This is a genomic window from Mycobacteroides immunogenum, from assembly GCF_001605725.1.
Classification (GTDB): Bacteria; Actinomycetota; Actinomycetes; order Mycobacteriales; family Mycobacteriaceae; genus Mycobacterium; species Mycobacterium immunogenum.
Map to the genome: position 1 here is coordinate 4,393,729 of NZ_CP011530.1, position 24,856 is coordinate 4,418,584.

Sequence of the window (24,856 nt, forward strand, 5' to 3'; positions counted from 1 at the left end):
GATGTCAGGCCTACCGGCCGTCGCCCCTCAGCCCTGGACTTGGGCTCGGTCCACCAGGTTGGACAGCACCACAATGCTCTCGGTGCGGTCGATATCCGCGCTGGCCCGGATGCGCTCCAGTGCTCGCTCAAGGTGCTGGATATCGCGCGCCAGGACCCGCAGCATCGCGTCCGATGTTCCGGTCACCGTCGCGGCGCTGACCACCTCGGGGATATCGATCCAGGCGCGCCGCAAGGCTTCCGGTGTAATAGTGCCCTGACAGTAGATCTGGACGTAGGCCTCGGTGTTCCAGCCGACGGCGGCGCGATCGACCACCGTGGTGAAGCCCTTGATGACCCCGGTGGCCACCAACCGGTCGACCCGGCGTTTCACGGCGGGTGCCGAAAGGTTGACCTCCTCACCGATCTCGGCGAATGTCGCCCGGGCGTTGCGCATCAACAAGGTCACGATTCGCTCATCGGTGGCGTCCAGCTCCGCCATTGACCTGCCTCCTCCACGATTCGGTCCGTTCCTGCAATAGACTGCCAAAACCGGGATCTTGGCGCAATGAATCGCGCCCTGCTGCGCAATGGATAAAGATTGATTGCGGTAGACGGTCCTCATACGCTCGGTGCATGACCGTTGTACACGAGGGTGGACACCCGGCCGACTCGCCGATGACACAACCAGAACGGACGCCGACGACCCGTCACTACGTGATGGTGCCGCCGACGCACTACACCGTCGAATACGCCATCAACCCCTGGATGGACATATCCAATCCTGTTGATCCGGCGCTGGCCACCTCCCAATGGGAAGCGTTGCGCGCCACCTATGAACGGCTCGGGCACACGGTGGACATCCTGCCTCCCGTCGCGGGCCTGCCGGACATGGTCTACGCCGCCAATGGCGGAATCGTTCTGCGTGGCAACGCCGTTGTCGCGCAGTTCAAACATGCCGAACGTGCGGGTGAGTCCGAAGCACACGCCACGTGGATGCGTCAGCACGGATTGCAGCCGAGGCACTCGCACTACACCAATGAAGGGCAGGGCGACTTCCTACTGGCCGGCGACGTCATGTTGGCGGGCACGGGCTTCCGCACCGATGTCAGATCACACTCCGAGATTGGACAGATGCTCGACATCGAGGTGGTGACGCTGGAGCTCGTGGATCCCCGGTTCTATCACCTGGACACCGCGCTGGCGGTGCTGGATTCGCACACGGTGGCCTACTACCCGCCGGCATTCAGTGAGGACTCGCAGGCGCGACTGCGGTCCATGTACCCCGACGCGATCATCGCCGGCTCCACCGATGCCTATGTACTCGGTATGAACGCCGTCTCCGACGGCCGGCACGTCATGCTGCCCGCCGCGGCGACCGGATTCGCCGCGCAGCTGCGCGCGGCCGGGTTCGAACCGATCGGCATCGATCTTTCCGAGCTACTCAAGGGTGGCGGATCGGTGAAATGTTGCACACTGGAGCTGCACTCGTGACCGTCACGGAGGCCCCCGGCATGTCACCCGACTCATACAAGAGCGCCGAATACATCGAGCTGGCCCAGCAGTACGGCGCACATAACTACGCGCCGCTACCCGTGGTGGCCCACCGCGCCGAGGGCGCATGGATCGAAGATGTGGACGGCAAGCGGTACCTGGACTGTCTGGCCGCCTACTCCGCGGTCAATTTCGGCCACGGAAACCCGGAGATCCTCGCGACGGCACACGCGCAGCTCGACACGGTGACGCTGGTGAGCCGGGCTTTCCACTCTGATCGCCTCGGCAGGTTCTGCCGCGATCTGGCCCAGCTCTGCGGCAAGGGCATGGTGTTGCCGATGAACACCGGGGCCGAGGCCGTCGAGAGCGGCATCAAAGTCGCGCGTAAGTGGGGCACCGACGTCAAGGGAGTGCCCGCGGATCAGGCGAATATCGTGGTGGCGCACAACAACTTCCACGGCCGCACCATCAGCATAGTGAGTTTCTCCTCCGACGAGACGGCGCGCAACGGGTTCGGCCCGTTCACGCCGGGGTTCCGTGTTGTCCCGTTCGGCGATGCCGCCGCACTGGAACGCGCCATCGACGACAACACCGTCGCCGTACTCCTCGAGCCCATTCAGGGCGAGGCCGGCATCATCATTCCGCCCGATGACTATCTGCCCGCCGTGCGCGCGATATGTACCCACAACAATGTTCTGTTCATCGCCGATGAGATCCAGGCCGGGCTCGCGCGCACCGGCCGGATGTTTGCCTGCGACCACTGGAACGTGGTCCCCGACGTCTATCTGTTGGGAAAGGCGCTGGGCGGCGGCGTGGTGCCTGTCTCGGCCGTGGTGGCCGATACCGACGTGCTCGGCGTACTGCATCCCGGTGAACACGGCTCCACCTTTGGCGGAAATCCGTTGGCCGCGGCCGTCGGATCCACCGTGGTGGCAATCCTGGAGCGCGGCGAATTCCAGCACCGGGCAGCCGTTCTGGGACGACACCTGCGAACCCGGCTCGACGCTCTGATCGGCCAAGGCGTCACTGAGGTGCGTTCGCTGGGGCTATGGGCCGGAGTCGACATCGACCCGAATCTGGCAACGGGAAGACAAATCAGCCTGCGCATGGCAGAGTTTGGCGTCTTAGTGAAGGACACGCACGGCGCGACGCTCCGGTTCGCACCACCCCTTGTCATCACCGAGGGCGAAATCGATTGGGTGGTAGACCAGTTCGCTGACGCGCTGGCCAGCTTCCGATAGGTTTCGCCCGGCCACAGGAGGCACCATGGCACCCTCGTCACCCAGTCTTGCCCAACAATTGCTGCGACGGCGCCCGACCACGGGAGCGCCCACCGCCCACGGAGCCGGCGGACACCTCAAGCAGTCGATGGGTACCTTCCAGCTCACCATGATCGGCGTCGGCGCCACCGTGGGCACCGGTATCTTCTTCATCCTGTCGGAATCCGTGCCGAAGGCAGGTCCAGCGGTGATGGCCTCGTTCCTGGTCGCGGGCCTCGCCGCCGGGCTGGCCGCGCTCTGTTATGCCGAATTGTCCTCGGCGGTACCGGTATCGGGCTCCTCGTTCTCCTACGCGTACACGACCATGGGTGAGCTGGCCGCGATGGTGGTGGCCGCCTGTCTGCTCTTGGAATACGGAGTGTCGGCCGCGGCGGTGGCCGTGGGCTGGAGCCAGTATCTCGACAAACTCTTGGTCAACCTCTTCGGATGGCATCTGCCGCATGCGATCAGCGCCGCCCCCTGGGATAGCGCCGACCCCGCGGCCCCGCATCCCTGGCTCAATCTTCCCGCGGTCCTGCTCATCGTCATGTGCGCAATCCTGCTGATCCGAGGGACAAGTGAGTCCGCGCTGGTGAACACCGTCATGGTGTTGCTGAAGCTGGCGGTCCTGACAGTCTTTGCGATCATCGCGTTCACCGCCTTCCAGGCCGGTAACTTCTCCGACTTCGCACCGTTCGGCGTCAGCGGCATCGGCGCCGCGGCCGGGACGATCTTCTTCACCTACGTCGGGCTCGACACGGTGTCCACCGCAGGCGAAGAGGTGAAGGATCCCCAGCGGACCATGCCGCGCGCACTGATCGCCGCGCTGCTCATCGTCACCGCTTTCTACCTGGTCGTCGCGCTGGCCGCGCTGGGTGCACAACCTTGGAAGGAGTTCGAGGGGCAGTCCGCCGGCCTGGCCCTGATTCTGGACAAGGTCACCGGAAGCACCTCCGCCAGTACGTTCCTCGCGGCGGGGGCGGTGATCTCGATCTTCTCCATCACGCTGGTGTCGATGTACGGCCAGACGCGCATCCTGTTCGCCATCGGTCGCGACGGCCTGCTGCCCTCGATCTTCGCGCAAGTCAACCCTCGCACGCTGACCCCGGTGAACAACACCATCATCGTCGCCGTGGTCGTCGGTCTCATGGCCGCCTTCGTGCCCCTGGACAGCCTCGCGAACATGGTGTCGATCGGAACACTCACCGCATTCATCGTGGTATCGATCGGCGTCATCATCCTGCGGATACGGGAGCCAGAGTTGCCGCGCGCCTTCCGCGTTCCCGGCTACCCGGTGACACCTGTCCTGTCCGTCATAGCCTGCGGCTACATCCTGTTCAGCCTGCCCCCGGTCACCTGGATCGCCTTTGGTTCCTGGGTTGCGGTGGTGCTGGTGTTCTATCTGCTGTGGGGCCGACACCACAGCGCACTCAACGACTTACCCAGCGACCCAGCCGAATTACCGGAGAAGGAACCGGTATGACCGTCGTCGTCGGATACCTTTCGGGCAAGGGCGGCAAGGGTGCCCTGCACCTGGCCGTCGAATCTGCCCGTGTCCTGGAAACCTCACTCACCGTCACGACCGTGGTGCCGAAGCCGTGGACCACGCTGTCGAAGGCCAAGATCGACGCCGAATACGCGCAATGGGCGCAGAAGCTTTCCGACGATTCCAGGTCCGAGGCCGCCGCTTACCTCGAGAAGATCGGCACCGGAATCGATGTGACATTCCACAATGTGGCGCATCGTTCGGTGTCCGGAGGACTGTTGGAAGCCGTCGAGGCATCCGACGCCGACGTCCTGGTGGTCGGATCCGCCTCGGAAGGGCGACTCGGACAAGTGGTTTTGGGCTCGACGGGCGATAGATTGCTGCATTCCTCCCCGGTGCCGCTGGCCATCAGCCCACGCGGCTACCGCGGCTCGAAGGAGGGCACGGTCAGCCGGGTGACGTGCGGCTATCCCGGCACGGAAGATGCGGTCGACGTTGTGCAACAAGCCGTTCGGCTGACGCAGCGGCTGCACGCGCCGCTGCGTGTGGTCACCTTCGCCGTACGCGGCCGGACCATGCTCACCGCGGGTGTCGGACCGGAAGCCGAGGACGCGGTGCTTGCCAGCTGGGTCGCCCAATCCGAAGAGGCCCTGGAAGGGCTGCGCCACAGCGGCGTCGTGACAACCGATGTCGAGCTGAAGGTCGTCACCGGCGATACCTGGGACGACGCGTTGGACAACGCCGAGTGGAACGACGGCGAGCTGCTGGTGCTCGGCAGCCGCCCGCACAGCACCGTGGCCCGGGTGTTCCTCGGGTCACGCGCGACGAAGATCGTCAGGCACAGCCCGGTCCCCGTCGTGGTGATGCCGGGCTAGTTCCGGGCCGGTCAGTAGGTCAGATGCCCCTTGTCTACCGGCACCTGAGCGCCGGCCAGGGTGCCCGACGCGTCACTGGCCAACCACAGCACCACATCGGAGATTTCATCTGGTTCGAGCATCTTGGTGGGCGACAATGGCATTGGCGCGATGCTGGGCAGATAGTTGGGGTGGTCGGCGAGAATCTTCATCATGGCATCGCCGGTGATCATCGGCGTGGTCACGCCATACGGATGGATCGAATTGACCCGAATCCCGTACTCGGCCAGTTCGATTGTCAATGACTTGGTGAGACCGGTCAGACCGAACTTCGAGGCGACGTAAGCACCGTTACCCGGAGTGCCCTTCAGGCCGGACACCGAACTCACGATCACGATCGAACCGCCGTTTCCAGCCTCAATCATGGTCGGCACAACAGCTTTGATTGTCTTCCAGGTGCCCGTGAGGTTGGTATCGATGACGTCTTCCCATTGCTGGTCAGGCATCTCCCACAACCGGCCCCAGCTCAGCACCCCCGCGTTGGCGATCACGATGTCGATGTGCCCGAACTGCGCGACCGCCTCTTCAACCACGCTCTGCAGCGCGGCGCCGTTGCGAACATCGGCCTGCTCGGCGATGATCGTGCGACCCGCGGCCTCCACGAGCCTGACGGTTTCCTTGAGGTCTTCGGGCGTGGCGGCGTCGTATCCCGCGTACTCCGACACCGGGGCACAGGCGTCGATCGCGACGATGTCCGCTCCGGCTTGAGCCAGCCGCACGGCGTGCTGACGCCCCTGTCCGCGGGCCGCACCGGTTACGAAGGCCACTTTTCCGGACAAGATCTGATGGGCCGACTGATCCGCCATGTGTTTTGCTCCTTTGCAATCGGAACCAGGCTAGCAGTATTTCTAGAACGTGTTCCAGATCGAGTACCGCTCAGCGGACACCTTGCCAAACCGCACGGCCGGTCTAGAGATCGCGCAGGATCTCCGCACGCTTGTCGTTGTACTCGGCCTCGGACACCAACGAAGCCAACTTGAGTCGATCGAGCTCCGCCAGCCGGTCGGCCACCGAGCCACCGGCGCCGGCATCGGCACCCGCGGGTTCAGCCGGCTCTGTCTTGCGCAGAATCGCATCAATCTGTTGACGGACAACCGGATTGGATCGGATGTCTACCACGCCGTCGGTACCGATGCCGTTGGCCTTGAGCACCCTCATGATTTCGAAAAGCGGTCCGGCCTGCCCGGTGAGGTCGTATTCGCGCCCCTGGGACGAGCTGGTGAACTTGGCCGGCACCTGCCCGTTGAGTAGCGCGCTGCGCTGCCAATCGATCTGGAATTGCTCAGTACCGGGAACAACCAGCACCACCAGCTTGCCCCGGCTGAGGGCAGGTATCTGCAGTACGGACACCCGGGCCCGTGTCTCCGCACGGAATGGGGTGATCCCTTCCCCATGTATCTGCAGCGTCAGCTTGATGACCGGACGATCGTTGACGGTCATGCCGGTCTCGTTGGCCGCCACCACATCGGCGAGTGCCAGAACTCCGTTGGCCTCCAACAGCTTGCGCGCATCCTCGTTCTTGGTGAATGCCAATGTCAGCACGAAAGCCAGGACAACGATCCCGATGGTGATGCCGACACCGCTGTACAACATCCAGCTGGTCGCGGGTTCGTCGATCACGTAATACATCACGATGAAAATCGGCCCGACGATCCCGCAGAGCAGCGAAAAAGCCAGGATTTTGAGGAAGCGTGCCACCACGTTCATGGGCATCATCATCCTCTTCCCGCTCTCCCCATCATCAAGAACCGACGAAGCACAACTGGACACCACCGTTCTCGCGGTAGCACCCATCGCCCGGTAGTAACCTCTAGCCCATCTACTGGCGCCAGCAGCCAGAGCTTTCGGGGAGACGGGGTCGGGCAAATGTCGGGGCGGATCTATCTGCGATTGGTGCGCGGAATCACGGCAACATTCATCGTGGCCACGCTGGTTTTCACCGGGCTTCTCTACGGCGGAACAACCGCCGTGACTCAACAACTCAGAAGGATCAGCGCCGGTGTCGATCTGACCGGAGTCACCCTGGGCCTGGGCGGCACAGGCGACGGTCAGGCCCACACTCTTCCCTACAATTTTGGCTACGCGCCCACTCCAGAAGGATTGGTCGAAGCAGCCTTCACCATGCTGCAGGTGGTGGGTGTCCTTCCGAACCTCGGCTACAAACCGCCCGCCCATTCCGTCGTTCCGGACGGCGACACATTCAAGGCGGTCGAGTACCCCGCGGTAGTCCCGTTCCTCGACGCGCTGTTCCGGGGTGCGGGCTACTCCCTCGCCGACTCCGTGGAGACCGGCGCAGAAAACATGCTGAAGGCGCTGCAAGATGTTCCCGCGGGCGAAAAGGTCACCATTGTCAGCATTTCGCAGGGCACCATGGCCGCCGAGCGGGTCAGGGCAGAGCTGGCGCGCAGACTAGCCAACGGCGAGCAGAACGTGCCCAACCCCGAGTTCAAGATGATCGGCAATCCCTACCGCCCAGACGGGGGCCTGCTGACCAGGTTCGCTTTCCTCTCACCGCTGTCCGCGATTCTGGGTATCCCGTTCGAACGCCCAGGGCCTGCCGATAGTCCTTTCAAGACAACCGATTACGCGAATCAGTACGATGGGTTCGCCGACTTCCCGAAGTATGCCAATCCACTGGCGATCGTGAATGCGTTGGCGGGCATAGTGATCCAGCACGGGTTTCCGGGTTACTTCGCCGGCGATCCCAACGATCCGAATCGTGTGGAAACCACCGTGGGCAACACCACGTACGTGACGTTCCCCAAGACACTGCCGCTGCTGGCGCCATTTCGCATTCCCCTCTCGTTGATCGGCGCGGAGCGCTTTGTTGACTTCCTCGAACCCGTACTCAGGGTATTTGTCGAAATGGGCTACGACCGCACCGCCGATCCCAGTAAGACGCAACAGCTTCAGCTCTTCACGCCCCTCAGCAAGGTGACCGAGGCACTGAGCAAGCTGCCCGCGGCAATCGCACAGAGCTTGGACATCCTCAAAACCGGAAAATACACACCGACATTGCCCAAACCGATCGTTTCTCCGGAGACGTCAACGACCGATAAGCAATCGCCCGCCGCCACTGACAGCACAGGCACCCTCACTGCTGGCGAAAAAGATGAGACCACAACAGGTCTCAAGATCGATGCCTCCGCGACACCCAGCGCAAAGCCATCGACACCGGCCCTCAGCGAGCAGACGACCGAATCCAAAGCCATCGGCAAGCAGGTCTCCGCGACGACAACCGACGATGCCACCACCGGAAAACGCACCAGCACCGAGTCCGGCGAGAATGCGGCCCCGTCCCAACCTACCGATACGCACCCCGTCACACCCGCCGACAAGACGGCCCCATCAACTCCGAGCGACTCCGACAAGTCGGCCGATGGCGCGACCGACAAGACGGACAAGGTGCCCGCGGCAGCGCCCGTCCGGGTCTCGACGACTTCTCCGAAGACCAAGACGCTGACATCACCGAAGCCCGCCACGGCGGCTCCAAGCACTCAGGCCGACCACGGCGCAGTGCCGGCGCCGAAGTCCGAGCCAGCCTCCGCGGCCGGCTCGACACCAGGTACCGCCAAGACCGACACAGCGTCGCCGTCCGAAAAGACAACGACCACAAGCACCGTCACCGGCACCAAGCAATCCGACAAGTCCACGCCGTCGCCGACCACCGCCGGTACCACGTCGGAAAAGTCCGGCACATCGGCGTCGACAGCCGGCGAGAACAAGTCCTCCCCTAACGAAAGCAAGCCTTCCTCGGTATCCGGATCTCACTCCGGCTCCGCCAAGGAATCCTCGGCGTCGAAGGAATCATCCTCGGCCAAGCACACCGAGAAGTCGGCGTCGTAACGGGAACGCACGCCACTGCGAACTCACCGGGTGACAAAGCGGGTCCACCCGCCTTATATTGGCAATGGATGTTGTCAATGACGTCGGCATCGAACCTCAGGAGGCGCCCGGATGCCCAAGCTCACCGTGGTCGACGAACCACAGACAGGCGACCCGCACCCGTTCGACTACTACTACCGCCCGGGAATGGACCTACGCCCAATCCCCGAGGGCAAGAACGAGTTCGGGTGGATATGGAGCCACTGCCGGCACTATCTGTTTGATCCGTGGTTCGACGTCGAAGACGAGGTGACCCCCACCCCCGCGACGCGCATGTTCGATGACCACATGTGGCAGGGCGACGAGCCGATGGACGCAGTGGTGGAGCTTTTTCACGAACTGGGTTCCGCCCAAGCGCGCGCCTTGTTCGAGCAGGCCGTCGAGCACGGCATCGATAGCCTGGACGATCCTCCCGAGGCACTGCGCGCACTGTTCGCAGACGCCTACCGCGTCCCGCAGTGGTGGGACGCGGAGAAGGCCGAGCGGGGCCGGCAGCGAGCACGGCAGGTGACCACGGCGACCACCGCCGTCATGGCGACGTTCGCGGTGTTCGACACCGTGATGAACTCCGATGTGTCGGCGGCGACCGGGGCCACCGGCCGGTTCCGCTATCAGAGCGCTCAGCGACTGGCCGAGACCAACCGGTTCTTCTCGATGATCTTCGATCGCGACGGCCTGGTGCCGGGCTCCGAGCAGATCAAGCTGACCATGCGGGTGCGGCTGGTGCACTCGCTGGCCCGGCGGGGTCTGCGCAGCGCCTGGGGCGAGGACAATTTCGCCCAGTTCGGCGCACCGATCTCGAACGCGTCCATGTGCGGGTTCATCGAGGCGATGCTCGGGGCCCTACTCGTCGACTATCGGCTCGGAAGATCTTGCACGCTGAGGGAAATCGACGATGTCTGGCATTACCTGTTGCGCTGGGCACTGATGTTCGGTGTCACCGAGGACTTGCTGCCCCGCACCGGAATCGATGCCATGCGCAACCTCGACTACCTATTGGCGCGCTCCGGGGACGCCTCGCGCTGGCGCGTCGAGCTCATCGAGGCGCTGGCCACGGGCATGTCCGGCGCACGCACGGGCCCGGTCCGCCGCCTCTTCGCCGAGGTGATCGCCGGACCCGGCTCCATGTTGATGGGGCCGTCGGCGATGGATGAATTCTTCCGGGACACCACATTTCAGGGCGTCAACCACCGGCTCTCCGGCTGGCTGTTCAGCAGAGCCGCCGCGGTCAACGCGAACGCGAGCGCCGTCGTGGACCGGCTGCCCGGCATCGGGATGGTGCGCCGGCAGCTGGACGCCTTCAACCCGAATCCCAGTGTGGTGAACAATCTTTTGTCCGAATTGATCGAGAAGCGCGCCAAGGTGAGCTCGACGTACACCATGCACGACAACAACACCTCAGGGCATAACTTCGCCTCCTGATCCGCCGAGTGGGAATCTCGCGAGGTAAATCGGACCGATTCCCTCGCGAGATTCCCACTCGGCCAGGGACAGACAACGAAAACGGCGCCCACCCCGAAGGGTGAGCGCCGCTTTCTTGGCGTCTTTAGATCACTTGAGGATCTTGGTCACGCGACCGGCGCCGACGGTACGGCCACCTTCACGGATCGCGAAACGCAGGCCCTCGTCCATGGCGACCGGCTGGATCAGCTTGACGGAGATGTCGGTGTTGTCACCGGGCATAACCATCTCGGTGCCTTCCGGCAGCGTCACAACACCGGTCACGTCGGTGGTGCGGAAGTAGAACTGCGGACGGTAGTTGTTGAAGAACGGCGTGTGGCGGCCGCCTTCGTCCTTGGACAGGATGTAGACGCTGCCCTCGAACTCGGTGTGCGGGGTGGTGGTGCCGGGCTTGACCACAACCTGGCCACGCTCGACGTCCTCACGCTTCACACCACGAACCAGCAGACCGACGTTGTCGCCAGCCTGGCCCTGGTCGAGCAGCTTGCGGAACATCTCCACACCGGTGACCGTGGTCTTGGTGGTGGTGTCCTTGATGCCGACGATCTCGACATCCTCGTTCACGTTGATCACGCCACGCTCGACGCGACCGGTCACCACGGTGCCACGACCGGTGATGGTGAACACGTCCTCGACGGGCATCAGGAACGGCTTCTCGGTCTCGCGAACCGGGTCCGGGATCGACTCGTCAACCGCGTCCATCAGGTCGGCAACGGTCTTGCCCCACTCGGCGTCGCCCTCGAGCGCCTTCAGCGCCGAGACACGCACGACGGGAGCGTTGTCGCCGTCGAAGTCCTGGCTGCTCAGCAGTTCCCGGACCTCCATCTCGACGAGCTCCAGGAGCTCCTCGTCGTCCACCATGTCGGACTTGTTCAGCGCGACGAGGATGTAAGGCACACCCACCTGACGGGCGAGCAGCACGTGCTCGCGGGTCTGCGGCATGGGGCCGTCAGTCGCGGCGACCACCAGGATCGCGCCGTCCATCTGGGCGGCACCGGTGATCATGTTCTTGATGTAGTCAGCGTGACCGGGGGCGTCGACGTGTGCGTAGTGACGCTTCTCGGTCTGGTACTCCACGTGCGAGATGTTGATCGTGATACCACGAGCCTTCTCTTCGGGAGCGTTGTCGATCTGGTCGAAGGCCGACGCCTCGTTCAAATCGGGGTACTTGTCATGCAGCACCTTGGTGATAGCTGCAGTGAGAGTGGTCTTGCCGTGGTCAACGTGACCGATGGTCCCGATGTTGACGTGCGGCTTCGTCCGCTCGAACTTCGCCTTCGCCACTTGTGTCCTCCTGGACTCTTGTTGTTGTTACTTACAGTGTTGCGCCAGGGGCGCGGTGCTCCGGCGGACTATTCGCCCGTTGCCTTCGCGATGATCTCCTTCGACACGTTCGCCGGAACTTCGGCGTACGAGTCAAACACCATGGAGTAGTTAGCCCGGCCCTGGGTCTTCGACCGAAGGTCGCCGACGTAGCCGAACATCTCCGACAGCGGAACCTGCGCCTTGACGACACGAGCACCGCTGCGCTCCTCCATAGCCTGGATCTGGCCACGGCGGGAGTTCAGGTCGCCGATCACGTCACCCATGTAGTCCTCGGGTGTGGTGACCTCGACAGCCATGATGGGCTCAAGGATGACCGGCTGAGCGGCCTGCGCGGCCTTCTTCAGTGCCTGCGAGCCCGCGATCTTGAACGCCATTTCCGACGAGTCGACGTCGTGGTAGGCGCCATCGAGCAGGGTCACCTTGATGTTCACCAGCGGGTAGCCGGCCAGGATGCCGTACTGCATGGCGTCCTGCGCACCGGCGTCCACCGACGGGATGTACTCGCGCGGCACGCGGCCACCGGTGACCTTGTTCTCGAACTCGTAGGTGGCGCCGTCCTCGGCGTCGACCAACGGCTCGACCTTGATGATGACCTTCGCGAACTGGCCGGAGCCACCCGTCTGCTTCTTGTGGGTGAACTCGACGTTGTCGACGAGCTTGCGGATGGTCTCGCGGTAGGCCACCTGCGGCTTACCGACGTTGGCCTCAACCTTGAACTCGCGGCGCATGCGGTCCACCAGGATGTCCAGGTGCAGCTCGCCCATGCCGCCGATGACGGTCTGGCCGGTCTCCTGGTCCAGCTTCACCTTGAAGGTGGGGTCCTCTTCGGCGAGCTTCTGGATCGCGGTGCCCAGCTTCTCCTGGTCACTCTTGGTCTTGGGCTCGATCGCCACCTCGATAACCGGATCCGGGAAGGTCATGGACTCCAGGACGATCTGGTTCTGCGGATCGCACAAGGTGTCACCGGTGGTGGTGTCCTTGAGTCCGATCACCGCGTAGATGTGGCCCGCAGCGGCCGACTCGACCGGGTTCTCCTTGTTGGAGTGCATCTGGAACAGCTTGCCCAGACGCTCCTTCTTGCCCTTGGTGGAGTTGACGACCTGCGCACCGGAATCGACCTTGCCCGAGTACACGCGGATGTAGATCAGCTTGCCGAAGAACGGGTGCGTGGCAACCTTGAACGCCAGCGCGCTGAACGGCTCCGAGGTGTTGGGCTCACGGGTGATGAGCTCCTCTTCCTTGCCGGGCACGTGGCCGGTGGTGGCACCGACATCCAGCGGGGACGGCAGGTAGTCGATGACCGCGTCGAGCATGGGCTGCACGCCCTTGTTCTTGAACGCACTGCCACACAGCACCGGGTATGCCTCGGAGGTGATGGTCAGCTTGCGGATCGCAGCCTTGATCTCCTCGATGGACAGCTCCTCGCCACCCAGGTACTTCTCCAGCAGCTCTTCATCGGTCTCGGCGACGGCCTCGAGCAGTGCCGCCCGGTACTCGTCGGCCTTGTCCTTGAGCTCGGCCGGGATCTCGACGGTCTCGTAGCTCTCGCCCATCTTGGTCTCGCCACGCCACACCTTGGCGTTCATCTCGACCAGATCGATGATGCCCTCGAAGTCGTTCTCAGCACCGATCGGCAGCTGGATGGGCAGCGCGCGCGCACCGAGACGGTCCTCGATGGTCTTCACGGTGAAGTAGAAGTCGGCGCCCAGCTTGTCCATCTTGTTGACGAAGCAGATACGCGGAACGTCGTAGCGGTCGGCCTGACGCCATACCTGCTCGGACTGCGGCTCCACGCCTTCCTTGCCATCAAAGACCGCTACGGCTCCATCCAGGACGCGCAGGTTGCGCTCCACCTCGACGGTGAAGTCGACGTGTCCCGGGGTGTCGATGATGTTGAGCTGGTTTTCTTTCCAGTACGCGGTCGTCGCGGCGGACGTGATGGTGATGCCGCGCTCCTGCTCCTGCTCCATCCAGTCCATGGTGGCTGCGCCATCGTGAACTTCACCGATCTTGTAGGTGATACCGGTGTAGAAGAGGATGCGTTCGGTCGTGGTGGTCTTGCCGGCATCGATGTGAGCCATGATGCCGAAGTTGCGGACCTTGTTCAGGTCAGTCAGCACTTCCTGTGCCACAGAAGTTTCCGCTCTTTCGCTTCGAATTTAGGACGGGTGCGCTGGACGAGCCGAACGGGCCCCACCAAGGATGAGGCCCGTCAAGATCACCAGCGGTAGTGCGCGAACGCCCGGTTGGCCTCGGCCATCTTGTGGGTGTCCTCGCGACGCTTCACCGAGGCGCCCAGACCATTGCTGGCGTCCAGGATCTCGTTGGCGAGACGCTCGACCATGGTCTTCTCACGACGAGCGCGCGAGAAGCTCACCAGCCAGCGCAGGGCCAGAGTGGTGGAGCGATCGGGGCGGACCTCGACCGGCACCTGGTAGGTGGCACCACCGACGCGGCGGCTACGCACCTCGAGGGCGGGCTTGACGTTGTCCATGGCGCGCTTGAGCGTGACGACCGGATCGGTGCCGGTCTTGTCGCGAGCCTGCTCCAGGGCGCCGTACACGATGCGCTCGGCGATGGACTTCTTGCCATCGAGCAGCACCTTGTTGACCAGCTGGGTTACCAGCTGCGAACCGTACACCGGGTCGTTGACCAGGGGACGTGAGGGCGCGGGTCCCTTACGTGGCATTAGCTCTTCTCCTTCTTGGCGCCGTAGCGGCTGCGAGCCTGCTTGCGGTTCTTGACTCCCTGGGTGTCCAGCGAGCCGCGGATGATCTTGTAGCGCACACCGGGGAGGTCCTTCACACGACCACCGCGCACGAGCACCATCGAGTGCTCCTGCAGGTTGTGGCCTTCACCCGGGATGTAAGCGGTGACCTCTACCGCGCTGGTCAGCCGCACACGGGCCACCTTCCGCAGCGCCGAGTTCGGCTTCTTCGGGGTGGTGGTGTAGACGCGGGTGCACACGCCACGGCGCTGCGGGCTGCCCTTGAGGGCCGCGGTCTTCACCTTGGCGATCTTGTCCCGGCGACCCTTACGGACCAGCTGGTTGATGGTTGGCATGTACCGGCTTTCTTCTCTAGCTACTACTGGGCTCTAGCACTGTGAGCCCATCTAAAGGCCCTGTTGTCCTGCGTTTTTCGCCCAGTTCGGTATCCCGAGGCCGGGCGTGTCGCACGCACCGCGGCCGCGAAGAAAAACTCCTTCACCCTCTGGGCATGCGAATTGACCTGGCGCCTTATTTGGCCCCCACCGGTGCTACCAGTGGTGGCCATTGGCCAGGCACAGCGCCCTACCATACCAGGGCTGATCACAGTGAGACAAACTCGCCTACCAGGGACAAAGTGCTGGTAGGCGGCGGCTCACCAACACCGGAGCAACATGGCTACTTACGTTCGGCAAGACCCGAGGCGAAGCGGTGCACCATCTCGGCGAACGCGGCATCGGGATCCATCTCGATACCTGCCATGAAACCGGTCATTTCCAGCATGACGAAGCCGTGCATGGCGGCCCACAGCTCGACGCCGGCGTGGAAGGCGGTGTCTTCGTTGAGCCCGTAGACCCCGATGACCTCGGTCGCGGGCTTGGCCAACTCGCGTGCGTCGATGGTCGGCCGATCCACCGCGTCCAGGAACGGCATCCGGGTCAGCGCGGCATATCTGCCGGGATGGTGATGCGCATAACTGCGGTACGCACCCGCCATTGCCAGGATCGCGTCCTCGCTGGTACGACCCGAACTCACGGTGTGCAGCATGCCGACGATCTCGACCAGCACCCGGTCGCGTACCTCGTGACGCAGATCGTCGAGGCTATCCACATGGTTGTAGAGCGAGGGCCCCTTGGTGCCGAGCTCGACGGCCAGCGCGTTGATGGTCAGCGCATCCCATCCCGCCCGATCCAGAAAGGACAGCGCGGCATTGACGACGGTTTCGCGGTTGAGCCTGGTCGCCCGCGCAGGGGTTCTGCGGTGCGCGGTTGCGGGCTCGGTCGTCACGTGGGGCCGCCTTCGAGGATGAGTCGTTCTAGTTCTGGGCTGACAAACGCGGCCTCCTGGGCAGATGGCCTGCTATGACCCTATCTCCCCCACCGTCACCTTTGTGTTTGTCTGCCCATCGAACCTGTCGTGGCGTGCCGTGGCTTATTCTCATCGAGTGATCGGGACGCTGAAATGAAACACGTTCTAGTTTCTGTCGCGCAGCGCATGCTGGTCGGCATCCTGGTGACCGCCGGTATCGCCGCGTTGATGAGTTCACGCAGCGGTGGCTCGCACCTTGCCGACAACATCCGGCTGGCCAAGAACGGCGATACCCACATCACCCAGTACGGCCTGGTCACCACCATCGACTGCGGCGACTCCACTGTTTTCGTGAACGGATCGCAGAACGTCATCACCGCGCTCGGCAGCTGCTACGCGATCTCGGTGCAGGGATCGTCCAACACGATCATCGCCGACAACGTGGTCAACGACATCACCGTCTACGGCTTCAATCAGAAGGTGCTCTACAAGTCTGGCGAACCGGCGGTCATCGATCGCGGCCGCGAGCTGGGCATGATGAATTTCATCGACCGCATTCCTGGCTGACCGCTCCCCTTTCCCCGCGAGTCCCCCGCGAACATGGCTGGGCCGGGATACTTGAGGACATGTCCCGCACTCGCCTGGTCTGTGCCACCCTCGCCATCGCCACCCTCGGACTGGCCGGCTGCGGCACCATCAAACCGGGTTCGAGCAATCCGACACCCGGCACCTGGACGCCCCCGTCTAGCAGTGCCACCACCTCAAGCGCCAGCACTCCGACATCGGCGCGAGTCAACATCGGTGACGAGACTGTCATCGGCTACTTCAACCAGACCACCACGGCGGCCTGCGAAGCGGGCAAGGGCCTGAACATCACCGGCGCCAACAACACCCTCACCATCACCGGGCCCTGCGACAAGGTCACCGTCTCGGGTTTCTCGAACACCGTCACATTCGATGAGCTCAAGACCGAAGTCACGGTCACCGGCTACGGGAACAAGCTCACCTATAAGACGGGCGAGCCCAAGGTCAACAACTACGGGAGCAACAACACCATCCAGAAGGCTTCCTAGTCGTACTGACCCAGGCCGCGGTCACAGCACCGTCTGCACGATGTTCTCCACCAGCTGGCGCGCGGCAGCGCAGCTGTCGCCGCCTTTTCGGTACTGAACCCACCAGGTCAGCGAACCTGTGCCGGCCGGAACGGTCACGCCGCAGCCCCCGCCGGGACCACTGCTGGTGAACCCTTTACGGCCATTGATCGTGATGTCGGCGGTCTTCTTGCCCATCCCGTCCGCGGACCTGCGGTCGCGATCGACATCCCCGCCCTCGTAATACGCGTAGAGCAGGTCGATGAGGTTTCCGGCATCGTCGGCGGCTACCCAATAGCACAGTGCCCCAAAGAAGTTCTGGTAAATCTGGGCGGCCTTGACCGCTTCGACAATCGTCTTCTCATCGAGGGGACCACATTGACCGTTGGCGAATCCGTACGGATCCAGCTTGTCGTTCTCCCCCTTGTCGTCGGCATGCAGACCATCACCGGGCGCGACGGCGATGCCGTCCACGGTGCGCGCACACCCGGTCGGTCCGGCAAGTAGTAGCGCCACGACAGCCAGGGCGCTGGCAATCTTCTTCATTCCTTGCCCACCTTGCCCAACAGCGAATCCATCAGGGTATCGACGGCCTTGCACGGATCATTCTTGGCGACAGGCGATTGCAGGGACCAGTGCAGAAAGTCCGGTCCCGATCCCGCGGATAGCTCGCACAGCCCGACATTGCTGACTCGATACCCCGGGTAGGACTTGGTGGTCACCGATTCCACCGTGTGCCCGAGGTTCCGGGCCACTGACGCCTCCTTCTGCGCCGAACTGCCCCGGTACCAGTACAGCGAGATGGACGTGTCTTGCGTTCCGGGCCCCGTGGACCACCGGCAGCCCAGCAGACTGTCGACATCGCGCTTGAGGCCCGGGACACCCACCGCCGCAACGACTTCCGCATCGCTCATGCCGCCGCAGTCACCCAGTTTGAAACCCTTGCCGGGCCCGTTGTTCACCTCGGGCACCGTGCTCACCTGAACATCGGGCGACCCGCCGCTGTCGCTGTCGCCATCCGCGGGCGGTTTAGGTGAACATCCCGCCAGCATCGCGGCGGCAATGACCAGGGCCGACACCGGGACAATCCGCGCACTCACGGTGTCCACAGTACGTCCGCATGTCGTGGGACTCCGATAACTCCCAGTGTGTCGGCGCTCGCGGCGCCGCGTGTCAGACTCCGGCGCCGTGCCGGCCCGCACCGGCTGCGAACCTGCCCGCACCTTCCATCGCCTCGGCGGCGACACGCTCGATACTGCCAAACTCGTTGTCCAGGGCGGCTTCCTCGCTCATCCCCCACTGTGCGATGGCCGAATCACGGTCGGCGCGCACGCAGAGTTGCGGGAAGGCCGCGATCTCGGCGGCCAGCGCCTCGGCCGCTACCCGGGCCTGACCACGCGGCACCACTCTGTTGGCAAGCCCGATGTCCAGCGCCTCACTCGCCGCGACGGGGCGCCCGGTGAGGATGAGATCCATGGCACGCGAGTGCCCGATCAGCCGCGGCAGCCTGATCGTGCCGCCGTCGATGAGCGGGACACCCCAGCGCCTGCAGAACACGCCCAGCACGGCGTCCTCTTCGACCACCCGCAGGTCGCACCACAGCGCCAGCTCGATCCCGCCGGCGACCGCGTGCCCCGAGATCGCCGCGATCACCGGTTTGGACAGCCGCAGCCGCGAGGGGCCCATGGGACCGGGGCCGTGCGGGTGCAGTTCGTTTCCGCGGTCTGTACCCATCGCCTTGAGATCGGCCCCGGCACAGAATGTTCCGTTATCGCCCCAGAGCACGGCCACCGAAGCCTCGGGATCAGCGTCGAATTCGGTGAACGCCGCCAGTAATGCCGCCGCGGTGGGACCGTCGACGGCGTTACGGGCGTGGGGCCGATTGAGGATGACCGTCGTCACCGGCCCCACCTTCTCAACCCGGACTGCCGATTCCTTGTCGTCACTCATAGAGAGGCTTCCTCCATCTCGGCGGTGTCCCGCAGCGTCACCAGCTCTTCTTTGAATTCCCGATAACGGGAACGTATTTCGTCGGCAGGCCAGTCTTTCGGCAAAAGTTCGTCCGGCAGCACCGGGTCGGCCAGCAGATGCCGCACCATTGCGGCGGCCAACACGAATCGGGCCGGAACCGCTTCGGCCCGGTCCCACCACTGCAATAGTGCCGTTGCGTACAGCGACCACCCGGATAGATCCCACAGTTGCGCGGCGAGCGATTCGGGGTGGTCCGTCCTGGTGCGCAAGACCCACACGTGGTCGGTCACCGACGGCGGCAGGTCGACCTCAAGGTTCTCCGGACGCAGCCACACACCTTCCCGGAGCTCTCCGAAGCGGCTCTGCCGCAGTGTAGTTCGCAGGTCGTTACGGTCACGGGCATCGCGGCCCACGCTGGTGATGACCAGCTGCCTCCAGGTGCCGTCCCACGAGCCCCGATGCGGATCGCATGCCTCGTCCTGCCGGAGCTGACGAGCCTGCAGGCGTTCGGCAAGCCGATACCCGGCGTCGGTTCTGAGCAGGTCCCCGGCGGCGACCATACGGGTCAGCGCCACTCGAACCGTGGTGTCACTGATTCCGAACAGGGTGGTCAATGCCCGGATTTCGCGTACCGACAACTCAGCGGGATGCGCACCGAGCAGCAGACTCAAGATGACCGAGCGCGCGGTCAGCGGGTGATGATCGACCGGGTTGTCCATCGCTACAGTTCGGTGGGCTTACGGCCGTAATCACCGAATGGCTCATCTCGATGCCGGACCGCTTGCCGGTAGCCGTTCGCGATGGCATCGGCGGTGAATGCGTGGGCCTCCGGAGTGTGCCGCGAGATACCGTCGAAAACGGTGCCCACCATGGCACTGTTAGCGATTCCTTGATTGATGAGCACCGAGTTGCAGGCCAGCTTGACCATCATCAGCTGATTCAGCGGCATGGCCGCGATGCGCTCGACAAGCCGTTCGGTGCGCTCATCCAGCTCATCGGGATCAGGCGCCTCGACCGCCAGGCCCCAGTCGTAGGCCTGTTGGCCCGATAGGCAATCACCGGTCAGCAGAAGACGTTTCGCACGCTGGTCGCCCAGTTTGTGCGCCCAGAGCCCGGTGGCCGGCACGCCCCACACCCGGGTGGGCGGGTATCCGATCTTGGCATCGGCGGCGATGATCAACTGGTCGGCGTGCAATGCGATATCGGTGCCGCCCGCCACGCAATATCCGTGCACCTTCACCACGGTCGGCTTGTTGGCGTGCAAGAGCGAGGAGAAGCCGCGGGTGAACCGGCTCATCATCTGGTAGTCGAGCATCGGATCCCAGTTGATGTTCGGCAGGTGGTTGCGCAACTGCACCTGACCGTCCAGGGCGGTGCCCGAATATCGCGCCGAGCCTTCGTCATTGGCCTCGGCGTAGGCACTCAGATCGAAGCCGCCGCAAAACCCATCACCCCTGCCGGATACCAGAATCACATGCACCTGCGGGTCCAGGTCGGCGCGTTCCACCAGTGCCGCCAGTTCCAGCGGAGTCTCGGCGATGATGGCATTGCCCTGCTCGGGTCGGTTGAAGGTGATGCGCGCAATCCGATCGGTGACCTCATAGGTCATCGTCTTCAAGGTGTCCACCGTCAGTTGCCCGACTTCACGGTCGCCCGCTCCAGGATCGGCGAAAGGTCCAATCCTGTTGGCAGAGTTCCGAATGCCCCGCCCCAGTCACCGGCCAGCCGGGTCGCCAGGAAGGCCTGGGCAACCGCCGGATGGCCATGCCGGACCAACAGCGCACCCTGCAGCGCCAGGCAGATATCTTCGGCGACCTTGCGAGCGCGATAGGTCACCGACTCCAGATCACCGAGCTGCGCCTGCAATCCGTTGATGTGGCGATCCAGACGCTCGTCCTGCCCTTGGGCCAGGGCAAGCTCCTTGAACAGCACCTCGACACATTCGGGCTTAGTGGCCATGGCGCGCAACGTGTCCAGGGCACTCACGTTGCCGGAGCCTTCCCAGATCCCCATCAGCGGCGCCTCGCGATAAAGGCGCGGCAGGCCCGAATCCTCGACGTAACCGTTGCCGCCCAGGCATTCCATCGCCTCGCCGGCGTGCGGGGTGGCACGCTTACACACCCAGTACTTACTGGCGGCCAACCCGATACGACGCAGCAAGGACTCGGTCTCATCCCCGCGCGTGGCCCGGTCGGTGGCACCCGCCATCCGCATCGCGACCATGGTGGCCGCCTCGGCCTCGATCGCGAGATCCGCGAGCACGTTACGCATCAATGGCTGATCAATCAGATACTCGCCGAAAGCCTTACGGTGCTGGGCGTGATGCATGGCCAGTGCGACACCCGTGCGCATGCTGGTAGCCGATCCCAGTGTGCAGTCCAATCGCGTCATGTTGACCATCTCGATGATGGTCTTGACGCCCTTGCCCTCCTCGCCGACCAGCCACGCGATGGCGTCGTCGTACTCGACCTCGGAGGACGCGTTCGAGTGGTTACCGAGCTTGTCCTTCAAGCGCTGCAATCGCATCCGGTTGCGGGTGCCGTCGGGTAGCACCCGCGGCAGGAAGAAACATGACAGGCCGCCGGGGGCCTGGGCCAGCACCAGGAACACATCGCACATCGGCGCCGAGGTGAACCACTTGTGCCCGACCAGCGTGTAGCTGCCGTCGGCGTTGAGTGTGGCGGTAGTGGTGCCCGCGCGCACATCCGAGCCACCCTGCTTCTCGGTCATCGACATGCCTGCGGTCAGCCCCGCCTTGGCGGAGGGCACCGCCAGGGCCGGGTCATACACCCGGCTGGACAGCAGCGGCTCATAGACGGCAGCGAGCTCGGGGTTGGCACGCAGCGCCGGAATCACGGCGTAGGTCATGGAGATTGGGCACATATGTCCGGGATCGGCCGTCCACACCCCAGTCTTCGCGGCACGCACCACATGCGCACCCGGCCGGTCATCGGCCCAGGGCGCACCATGCAACCCATGAGCGACTGCCTCTCGCATGAGCTCGTGGTAGGCCGGGTCGAATTCGACTTCGTCGACACGATGCCCCCACCTGTCGTGTGTATGCAGCACCGGGCGGTTGCGGTTCGCCAGCTCGCCAGCCCGCTGCATGCGGTCGGTGCCGTTCAAGGCCCCGACCTCCAGCACCTCCTCGACGCCCCACTGACCGCCCTCGCGAATGAGCGCTTCCATCAACACCGGACTGGTCGCGGCGTTGTAGTCGCGGAGCTCGGGGACCTGGTTGGTGACGACATGCGTATCGGCCATGGACCCAGTGTTACATTTCTTCGACAACCGCACAAGATCTGTTCACCCGGCCTTTCGAGGCTTCCGGTGCACTAGAAATGAAGACGTGGAGAAGGTCGTCTTCGTGCTGCGCCAACCATCCGATGCCGCCACCGACGAGTGGGCAGAACAGCTGCGCACCGGCGCCGTCGACAAGATCCGCGCGGCGGGCGTGCACGGGCTGACCGTGTGTGTGCATGACGCCGACGTGCGCGCGGCGAACCTGCGCCTGACAACCCTGGACCCGCCTTTCACCGCAGCGATCAGCGTGTGGGTTCAGCAGTCGTACGGGCCGCAGACGCGCGAGATCGAGGCAATCCTGAGCAGGATCTCGGCCGCGGCGCACGGCTATCTGGTCACCGAATCGGTGCCGCTCCCCTCTCCTAGCGCCGAACACGGGGAACGGTCGACAGGCTTCACCAACATCGCACTGCTGCGCAGACCTGCCGGGATGCCGTTCGAGGAATGGCGCCACCAGTGGCAAGGCGTGCACACACAGAACGCACTCGATCTGCAGTCGACGATCCGATACGAACAGAACCTGGTCGTCCGGCCCACATCGTCCGGCGCACCCGCGATCTCCGCCATCGTGTTCGAACAATTTCCGGCCTCTGCCCTGACCGACCCGCTGGCCTGGTACGGCGCCACGGATCAACAACAGCTGACCGAGCGCGTCACTGCCATGCTCGAAAGCGTCAAAACCTTTGGTGCTCATACCAATATCGACACCGTCGCAACCAGCAGATACGACGTGATCCGACCGTTCTAGAAGCATCGGGCACAAATTGCCCCGACGCCCGTGTCGGCGACCTCTACGCTCAGGTCATGGTGCAATACCGCGATCCCGGCGCCATCACGTTTGCGGCAATCATCGAGAAGCCCGAGGGGCCCGGCGCCTACGTCGAGTTTCCCCACTCGGCGCTGGACACCTTCGGCGTCAGGACCCGGGTGCCGGTACATGCCCTATTCGACGGATCGGTGGCCTACACGGGATCGTTGGCTCCGTACGGCGGCAAGCACCTTCTTGGCGTGCGCAAGGATATCCAGAAACTGCTGGGCAAGGGGCCGGGCGACCGAGTGACCGTAGAGATCAGGCTGGATACCGACCGCACCTAGGCGTCTTGGTCTTGCTCGGCGTGGTGCACCGGCTCGCCGTGATGCACGAAGTAGCCGAGCACCACGATGATGAACCACACCACACCCACCAGGATCGCGGTGCGGCCGTCCTCGGTGAAGAACAGCAGCACCACCACCAGGGCCAGGAACCCCAGCGCCAACAGATTCGTCACCGGAGCACCGGGCAACCGGTAGTCCGAGGCAGGCAGCGCTCCGGCAGCAACCCTCTTGCGATAAATCATGTGGGAAACCAGGATTGAGCCCCACACGAAGATAATGCCGATAGTCGACACCGACGTGATGTACGCGAACGCCTTATCGGGCGAGAGCCAGTTGACGAACACACCGATACCCATGGCGAGCGCCGAGAAGCAGATGGCCAGCATCGGGACGTGCCGCGAACTCAGAGCCTGCAACCCCACCGGGGCATCGCCGCGCTGAGCCAGGCTGCGGACCATGCGTCCCGTCGAGTAGATGCCCGAATTGCACGACGAAAGCGCGGCCGTCAGCAGGATGAAGTTCACGATATTGGCGGCCTGCGGAATGTTGAGGTACTCGAACACGGCGACGAAGGGGCTCTCCCCCTTGTGATAGTTGCGCCAGCCCTGGATCGACAGAATGACGATCAGCGCACCCACATAGAACAATCCGATGCGGAACGGCAAGGTGTTGATCGCCTTGCGCAGAGTTACTTTTGGGTTCTGAGCTTCCCCGGCCGTCACGCCGACCAACTCCACGCCGACATAGGCGAACACGACGATCTGCAGACTCAACAGCGCCTGACTGAATCCGGTCGGGAAGAAGCCGCCGTCGTTCCACAGATTGGCGACGCTGGGACCTGTCTCCGGCCCCAGCCCCGAAATGGGTAGCAGTACACCGATACCGATGATGATCATGCCGAGGATGGCCGTCACCTTGATCATCGAGAACCAGAACTCGGCCTCGCCAAAGATCTTGACCGATATCAGGTTGGCCCCGAACAGAATCAGCAGAACCACCAGCGCGGTGACCCATTGCGGGACACCTGGCCACCATCGCTGGATGTAGACGCCGGCCACGGTTATCTCCGCCATACAGGTGGTGGCCCACACGGCCCAGTACGTCCAGCCATTGGCGAAGCCGGCGAAACGTCCCATGAATTCCTCGGCGTATTCGGAGATACTGCCCGAGACCGGCCGGTAGACCAGCAGTTCACCGAGCGCGCGCATGATCACGAATATGGCCAGGCCTGCGACGAGATAGGCCAAGATGAGGCCCGGGCCGGCTTTCTCTATCGCACCTCCGGCGCCGTAGAACAGGCCCGTGCCGATGGCACCGCCGATTGCGATCATCTGCACCGTGCGGGCGGACAGGCCACGTGAGTATCCGGCGTCAGGCGTCTCGGATTCGGAATTGGCAACGGTCATCCGGACATCATTGCGTGAGTAGACAGTTATTGCACAGGAAACCCCGGACAGCCCCGCCCCGAGCGGCTTATCGCACCGGTAGCACTGGTGAGTGCGTTTCGATATCACGTGAACACCGGGACAACCAAAGCCGTCGAGATCGACGAAATGCAGGGCCGGACTCGATCTTTCG

General features: G+C 63.8%; 25 protein-coding genes. 10 read left to right on the top strand and 15 right to left on the bottom strand.

Annotated features, from left to right (window positions below; translation table 11 throughout):
- Window positions 1-27: 27 nt before the first annotated feature.
- Window positions 28-480, bottom strand: coding sequence for an Lrp/AsnC family transcriptional regulator (locus ABG82_RS21770; RefSeq protein ID WP_043076437.1), 453 nt, complete (start codon window positions 478-480; stop codon window positions 28-30).
- Window positions 481-614: 134 nt separating this feature from the next.
- Between ABG82_RS21770 and ddaH the strand changes: the two genes are divergently transcribed.
- From ddaH to ABG82_RS21790, 4 genes are read left to right on the top strand one after another with little or no spacing between them, the layout of a single operon-like run.
- Window positions 615-1,472 carry a dimethylargininase gene (ddaH, locus tag ABG82_RS21775; protein WP_078343700.1) on the top strand — a complete coding sequence of 286 codons (858 nt, stop codon included), beginning with the start codon at window positions 615-617 and terminating at the stop codon, window positions 1,470-1,472.
- 20 nt (window positions 1,473-1,492) lie between these two features.
- The gene (rocD, locus tag ABG82_RS21780; RefSeq protein WP_043076625.1) at window positions 1,493-2,713 is read left to right on the top strand and encodes an ornithine--oxo-acid transaminase; all 1,221 of its coding nucleotides are present in this window, start codon (window positions 1,493-1,495) and stop codon (window positions 2,711-2,713) included.
- Window positions 2,714-2,738: 25 nt separating this feature from the next.
- Complete coding sequence (locus ABG82_RS21785; RefSeq protein WP_043076436.1) at window positions 2,739-4,214, top strand: APC family permease; 1,476 nt, start codon at window positions 2,739-2,741, stop codon at window positions 4,212-4,214.
- Entirely contained in the window at window positions 4,211-5,092 is an 882-nt protein-coding gene (locus tag ABG82_RS21790) for a universal stress protein (protein ID WP_043076435.1), read from the top strand. Before ABG82_RS21785 ends, ABG82_RS21790 begins: the two co-directional genes overlap by 4 nt.
- An 11-nt stretch (window positions 5,093-5,103) precedes the next feature.
- On the opposite strand, the gene ABG82_RS21795 is transcribed toward ABG82_RS21790, so the two are convergent.
- Together ABG82_RS21795 and ABG82_RS21800 are read right to left on the bottom strand one after the other, a co-directional pair.
- A complete protein-coding gene (locus tag ABG82_RS21795; RefSeq protein WP_043076434.1) occupies window positions 5,104-5,937 on the bottom strand; it encodes a mycofactocin-coupled SDR family oxidoreductase in 834 nt (277 codons plus the stop codon).
- Window positions 5,938-6,040: 103 nt separating this feature from the next.
- Complete coding sequence (locus tag ABG82_RS21800; protein WP_043076624.1) at window positions 6,041-6,838, bottom strand: membrane protein; 798 nt, start codon at window positions 6,836-6,838, stop codon at window positions 6,041-6,043.
- Window positions 6,839-6,997: 159 nt separating this feature from the next.
- On the opposite strand from ABG82_RS21800, the gene ABG82_RS21805 reads away from it, so the two are divergent.
- Both ABG82_RS21805 and ABG82_RS21810 read left to right on the top strand, forming a co-directional pair.
- A complete protein-coding gene (locus ABG82_RS21805) occupies window positions 6,998-8,977 on the top strand; it encodes a PE-PPE domain-containing protein (RefSeq protein WP_052510920.1) in 1,980 nt (659 codons plus the stop codon).
- Between the two features lie 111 nt (window positions 8,978-9,088).
- Window positions 9,089-10,438: an oxygenase MpaB family protein gene (locus ABG82_RS21810; protein ID WP_043076433.1), complete on the top strand. Its 1,350-nt coding sequence runs from the start codon at window positions 9,089-9,091 to the stop codon at window positions 10,436-10,438.
- A gap of 129 nt (window positions 10,439-10,567) precedes the next feature.
- On the opposite strand, the gene tuf is transcribed toward ABG82_RS21810, so the two are convergent.
- The 5 genes from tuf to ABG82_RS21835 all read right to left on the bottom strand — a co-directional run bounded on the left by tuf (window position 10,568) and on the right by ABG82_RS21835 (window position 15,797).
- Window positions 10,568-11,761, bottom strand: a complete 1,194-nt coding sequence (gene tuf, locus ABG82_RS21815; protein ID WP_043076432.1) for an elongation factor Tu — start codon at window positions 11,759-11,761, stop codon at window positions 10,568-10,570.
- Between the two features lie 68 nt (window positions 11,762-11,829).
- A complete protein-coding gene (fusA, locus tag ABG82_RS21820; protein ID WP_043076431.1) occupies window positions 11,830-13,935 on the bottom strand; it encodes an elongation factor G in 2,106 nt (701 codons plus the stop codon).
- Between the two features lie 86 nt (window positions 13,936-14,021).
- On the bottom strand, window positions 14,022-14,492 hold the full coding sequence (gene rpsG / locus ABG82_RS21825; RefSeq protein ID WP_043076430.1) for a 30S ribosomal protein S7: 471 nt from the start codon (window positions 14,490-14,492) through the stop codon (window positions 14,022-14,024).
- Window positions 14,492-14,866, bottom strand: a complete 375-nt coding sequence (rpsL, locus tag ABG82_RS21830) for a 30S ribosomal protein S12 (RefSeq protein WP_003929602.1) — start codon at window positions 14,864-14,866, stop codon at window positions 14,492-14,494. The genes rpsG and rpsL overlap by 1 nt, the downstream gene beginning before the upstream one ends.
- 322 nt (window positions 14,867-15,188) lie before the next feature.
- Window positions 15,189-15,797, bottom strand: coding sequence for a TetR/AcrR family transcriptional regulator (locus ABG82_RS21835; protein WP_043076429.1), 609 nt, complete (start codon window positions 15,795-15,797; stop codon window positions 15,189-15,191).
- A 207-nt stretch (window positions 15,798-16,004) separates the two neighbouring features.
- Here ABG82_RS21835 and ABG82_RS21840 point away from each other — a divergent pair, with 207 nt between their 5' ends.
- A complete protein-coding gene (locus ABG82_RS21840) occupies window positions 16,005-16,385 on the top strand; it encodes a DUF3060 domain-containing protein (RefSeq protein ID WP_043076622.1) in 381 nt (126 codons plus the stop codon).
- 59 nt (window positions 16,386-16,444) lie between these two features.
- Window positions 16,445-16,891 carry a DUF3060 domain-containing protein gene (locus tag ABG82_RS21845; protein WP_043076428.1) on the top strand — a complete coding sequence of 149 codons (447 nt, stop codon included), beginning with the start codon at window positions 16,445-16,447 and terminating at the stop codon, window positions 16,889-16,891.
- A gap of 21 nt (window positions 16,892-16,912) precedes the next feature.
- On the opposite strand, the gene ABG82_RS21850 is transcribed toward ABG82_RS21845, so the two are convergent.
- The 6 genes from ABG82_RS21850 to ABG82_RS21875 all read right to left on the bottom strand — a co-directional run bounded on the left by ABG82_RS21850 (window position 16,913) and on the right by ABG82_RS21875 (window position 22,144).
- Entirely contained in the window at window positions 16,913-17,455 is a 543-nt protein-coding gene (locus ABG82_RS21850; RefSeq protein ID WP_043076427.1) for a DUF3558 domain-containing protein, read from the bottom strand.
- A complete protein-coding gene (locus ABG82_RS21855; protein ID WP_043076426.1) occupies window positions 17,452-18,018 on the bottom strand; it encodes a DUF3558 domain-containing protein in 567 nt (188 codons plus the stop codon). Before ABG82_RS21855 ends, ABG82_RS21850 begins: the two co-directional genes overlap by 4 nt.
- A 64-nt stretch (window positions 18,019-18,082) precedes the next feature.
- On the bottom strand, window positions 18,083-18,859 hold the full coding sequence (locus ABG82_RS21860; RefSeq protein WP_043076425.1) for a crotonase/enoyl-CoA hydratase family protein: 777 nt from the start codon (window positions 18,857-18,859) through the stop codon (window positions 18,083-18,085).
- Window positions 18,856-19,599: a PaaX family transcriptional regulator C-terminal domain-containing protein gene (locus tag ABG82_RS21865; RefSeq protein ID WP_043076424.1), complete on the bottom strand. Its 744-nt coding sequence runs from the start codon at window positions 19,597-19,599 to the stop codon at window positions 18,856-18,858. Before ABG82_RS21865 ends, ABG82_RS21860 begins: the two co-directional genes overlap by 4 nt.
- 2 nt (window positions 19,600-19,601) lie before the next feature.
- Window positions 19,602-20,507 (bottom strand): crotonase/enoyl-CoA hydratase family protein, encoded by a 906-nt coding sequence (locus ABG82_RS21870; RefSeq protein ID WP_078343697.1) that lies wholly within the window; start codon window positions 20,505-20,507, stop codon window positions 19,602-19,604.
- Between the two features lie 2 nt (window positions 20,508-20,509).
- Window positions 20,510-22,144: an acyl-CoA dehydrogenase family protein gene (locus tag ABG82_RS21875; protein ID WP_043076423.1), complete on the bottom strand. Its 1,635-nt coding sequence runs from the start codon at window positions 22,142-22,144 to the stop codon at window positions 20,510-20,512.
- A gap of 85 nt (window positions 22,145-22,229) precedes the next feature.
- Between ABG82_RS21875 and ABG82_RS21880 the strand changes: the two genes are divergently transcribed.
- Both ABG82_RS21880 and ABG82_RS21885 read left to right on the top strand, forming a co-directional pair.
- Entirely contained in the window at window positions 22,230-22,931 is a 702-nt protein-coding gene (locus tag ABG82_RS21880; RefSeq protein WP_043076422.1) for a hypothetical protein, read from the top strand.
- Window positions 22,932-22,987: 56 nt separating this feature from the next.
- Window positions 22,988-23,278: a DUF1905 domain-containing protein gene (locus ABG82_RS21885; RefSeq protein WP_043076421.1), complete on the top strand. Its 291-nt coding sequence runs from the start codon at window positions 22,988-22,990 to the stop codon at window positions 23,276-23,278.
- Here ABG82_RS21885 and ABG82_RS21890 read toward each other — a convergent pair.
- Window positions 23,275-24,684 (bottom strand): amino acid permease, encoded by a 1,410-nt coding sequence (locus ABG82_RS21890; RefSeq protein ID WP_043076420.1) that lies wholly within the window; start codon window positions 24,682-24,684, stop codon window positions 23,275-23,277. The two genes, ABG82_RS21885 and ABG82_RS21890, sit on opposite strands and share 4 nt — an antisense overlap.
- Window positions 24,685-24,856: the final 172 nt, after the last annotated feature.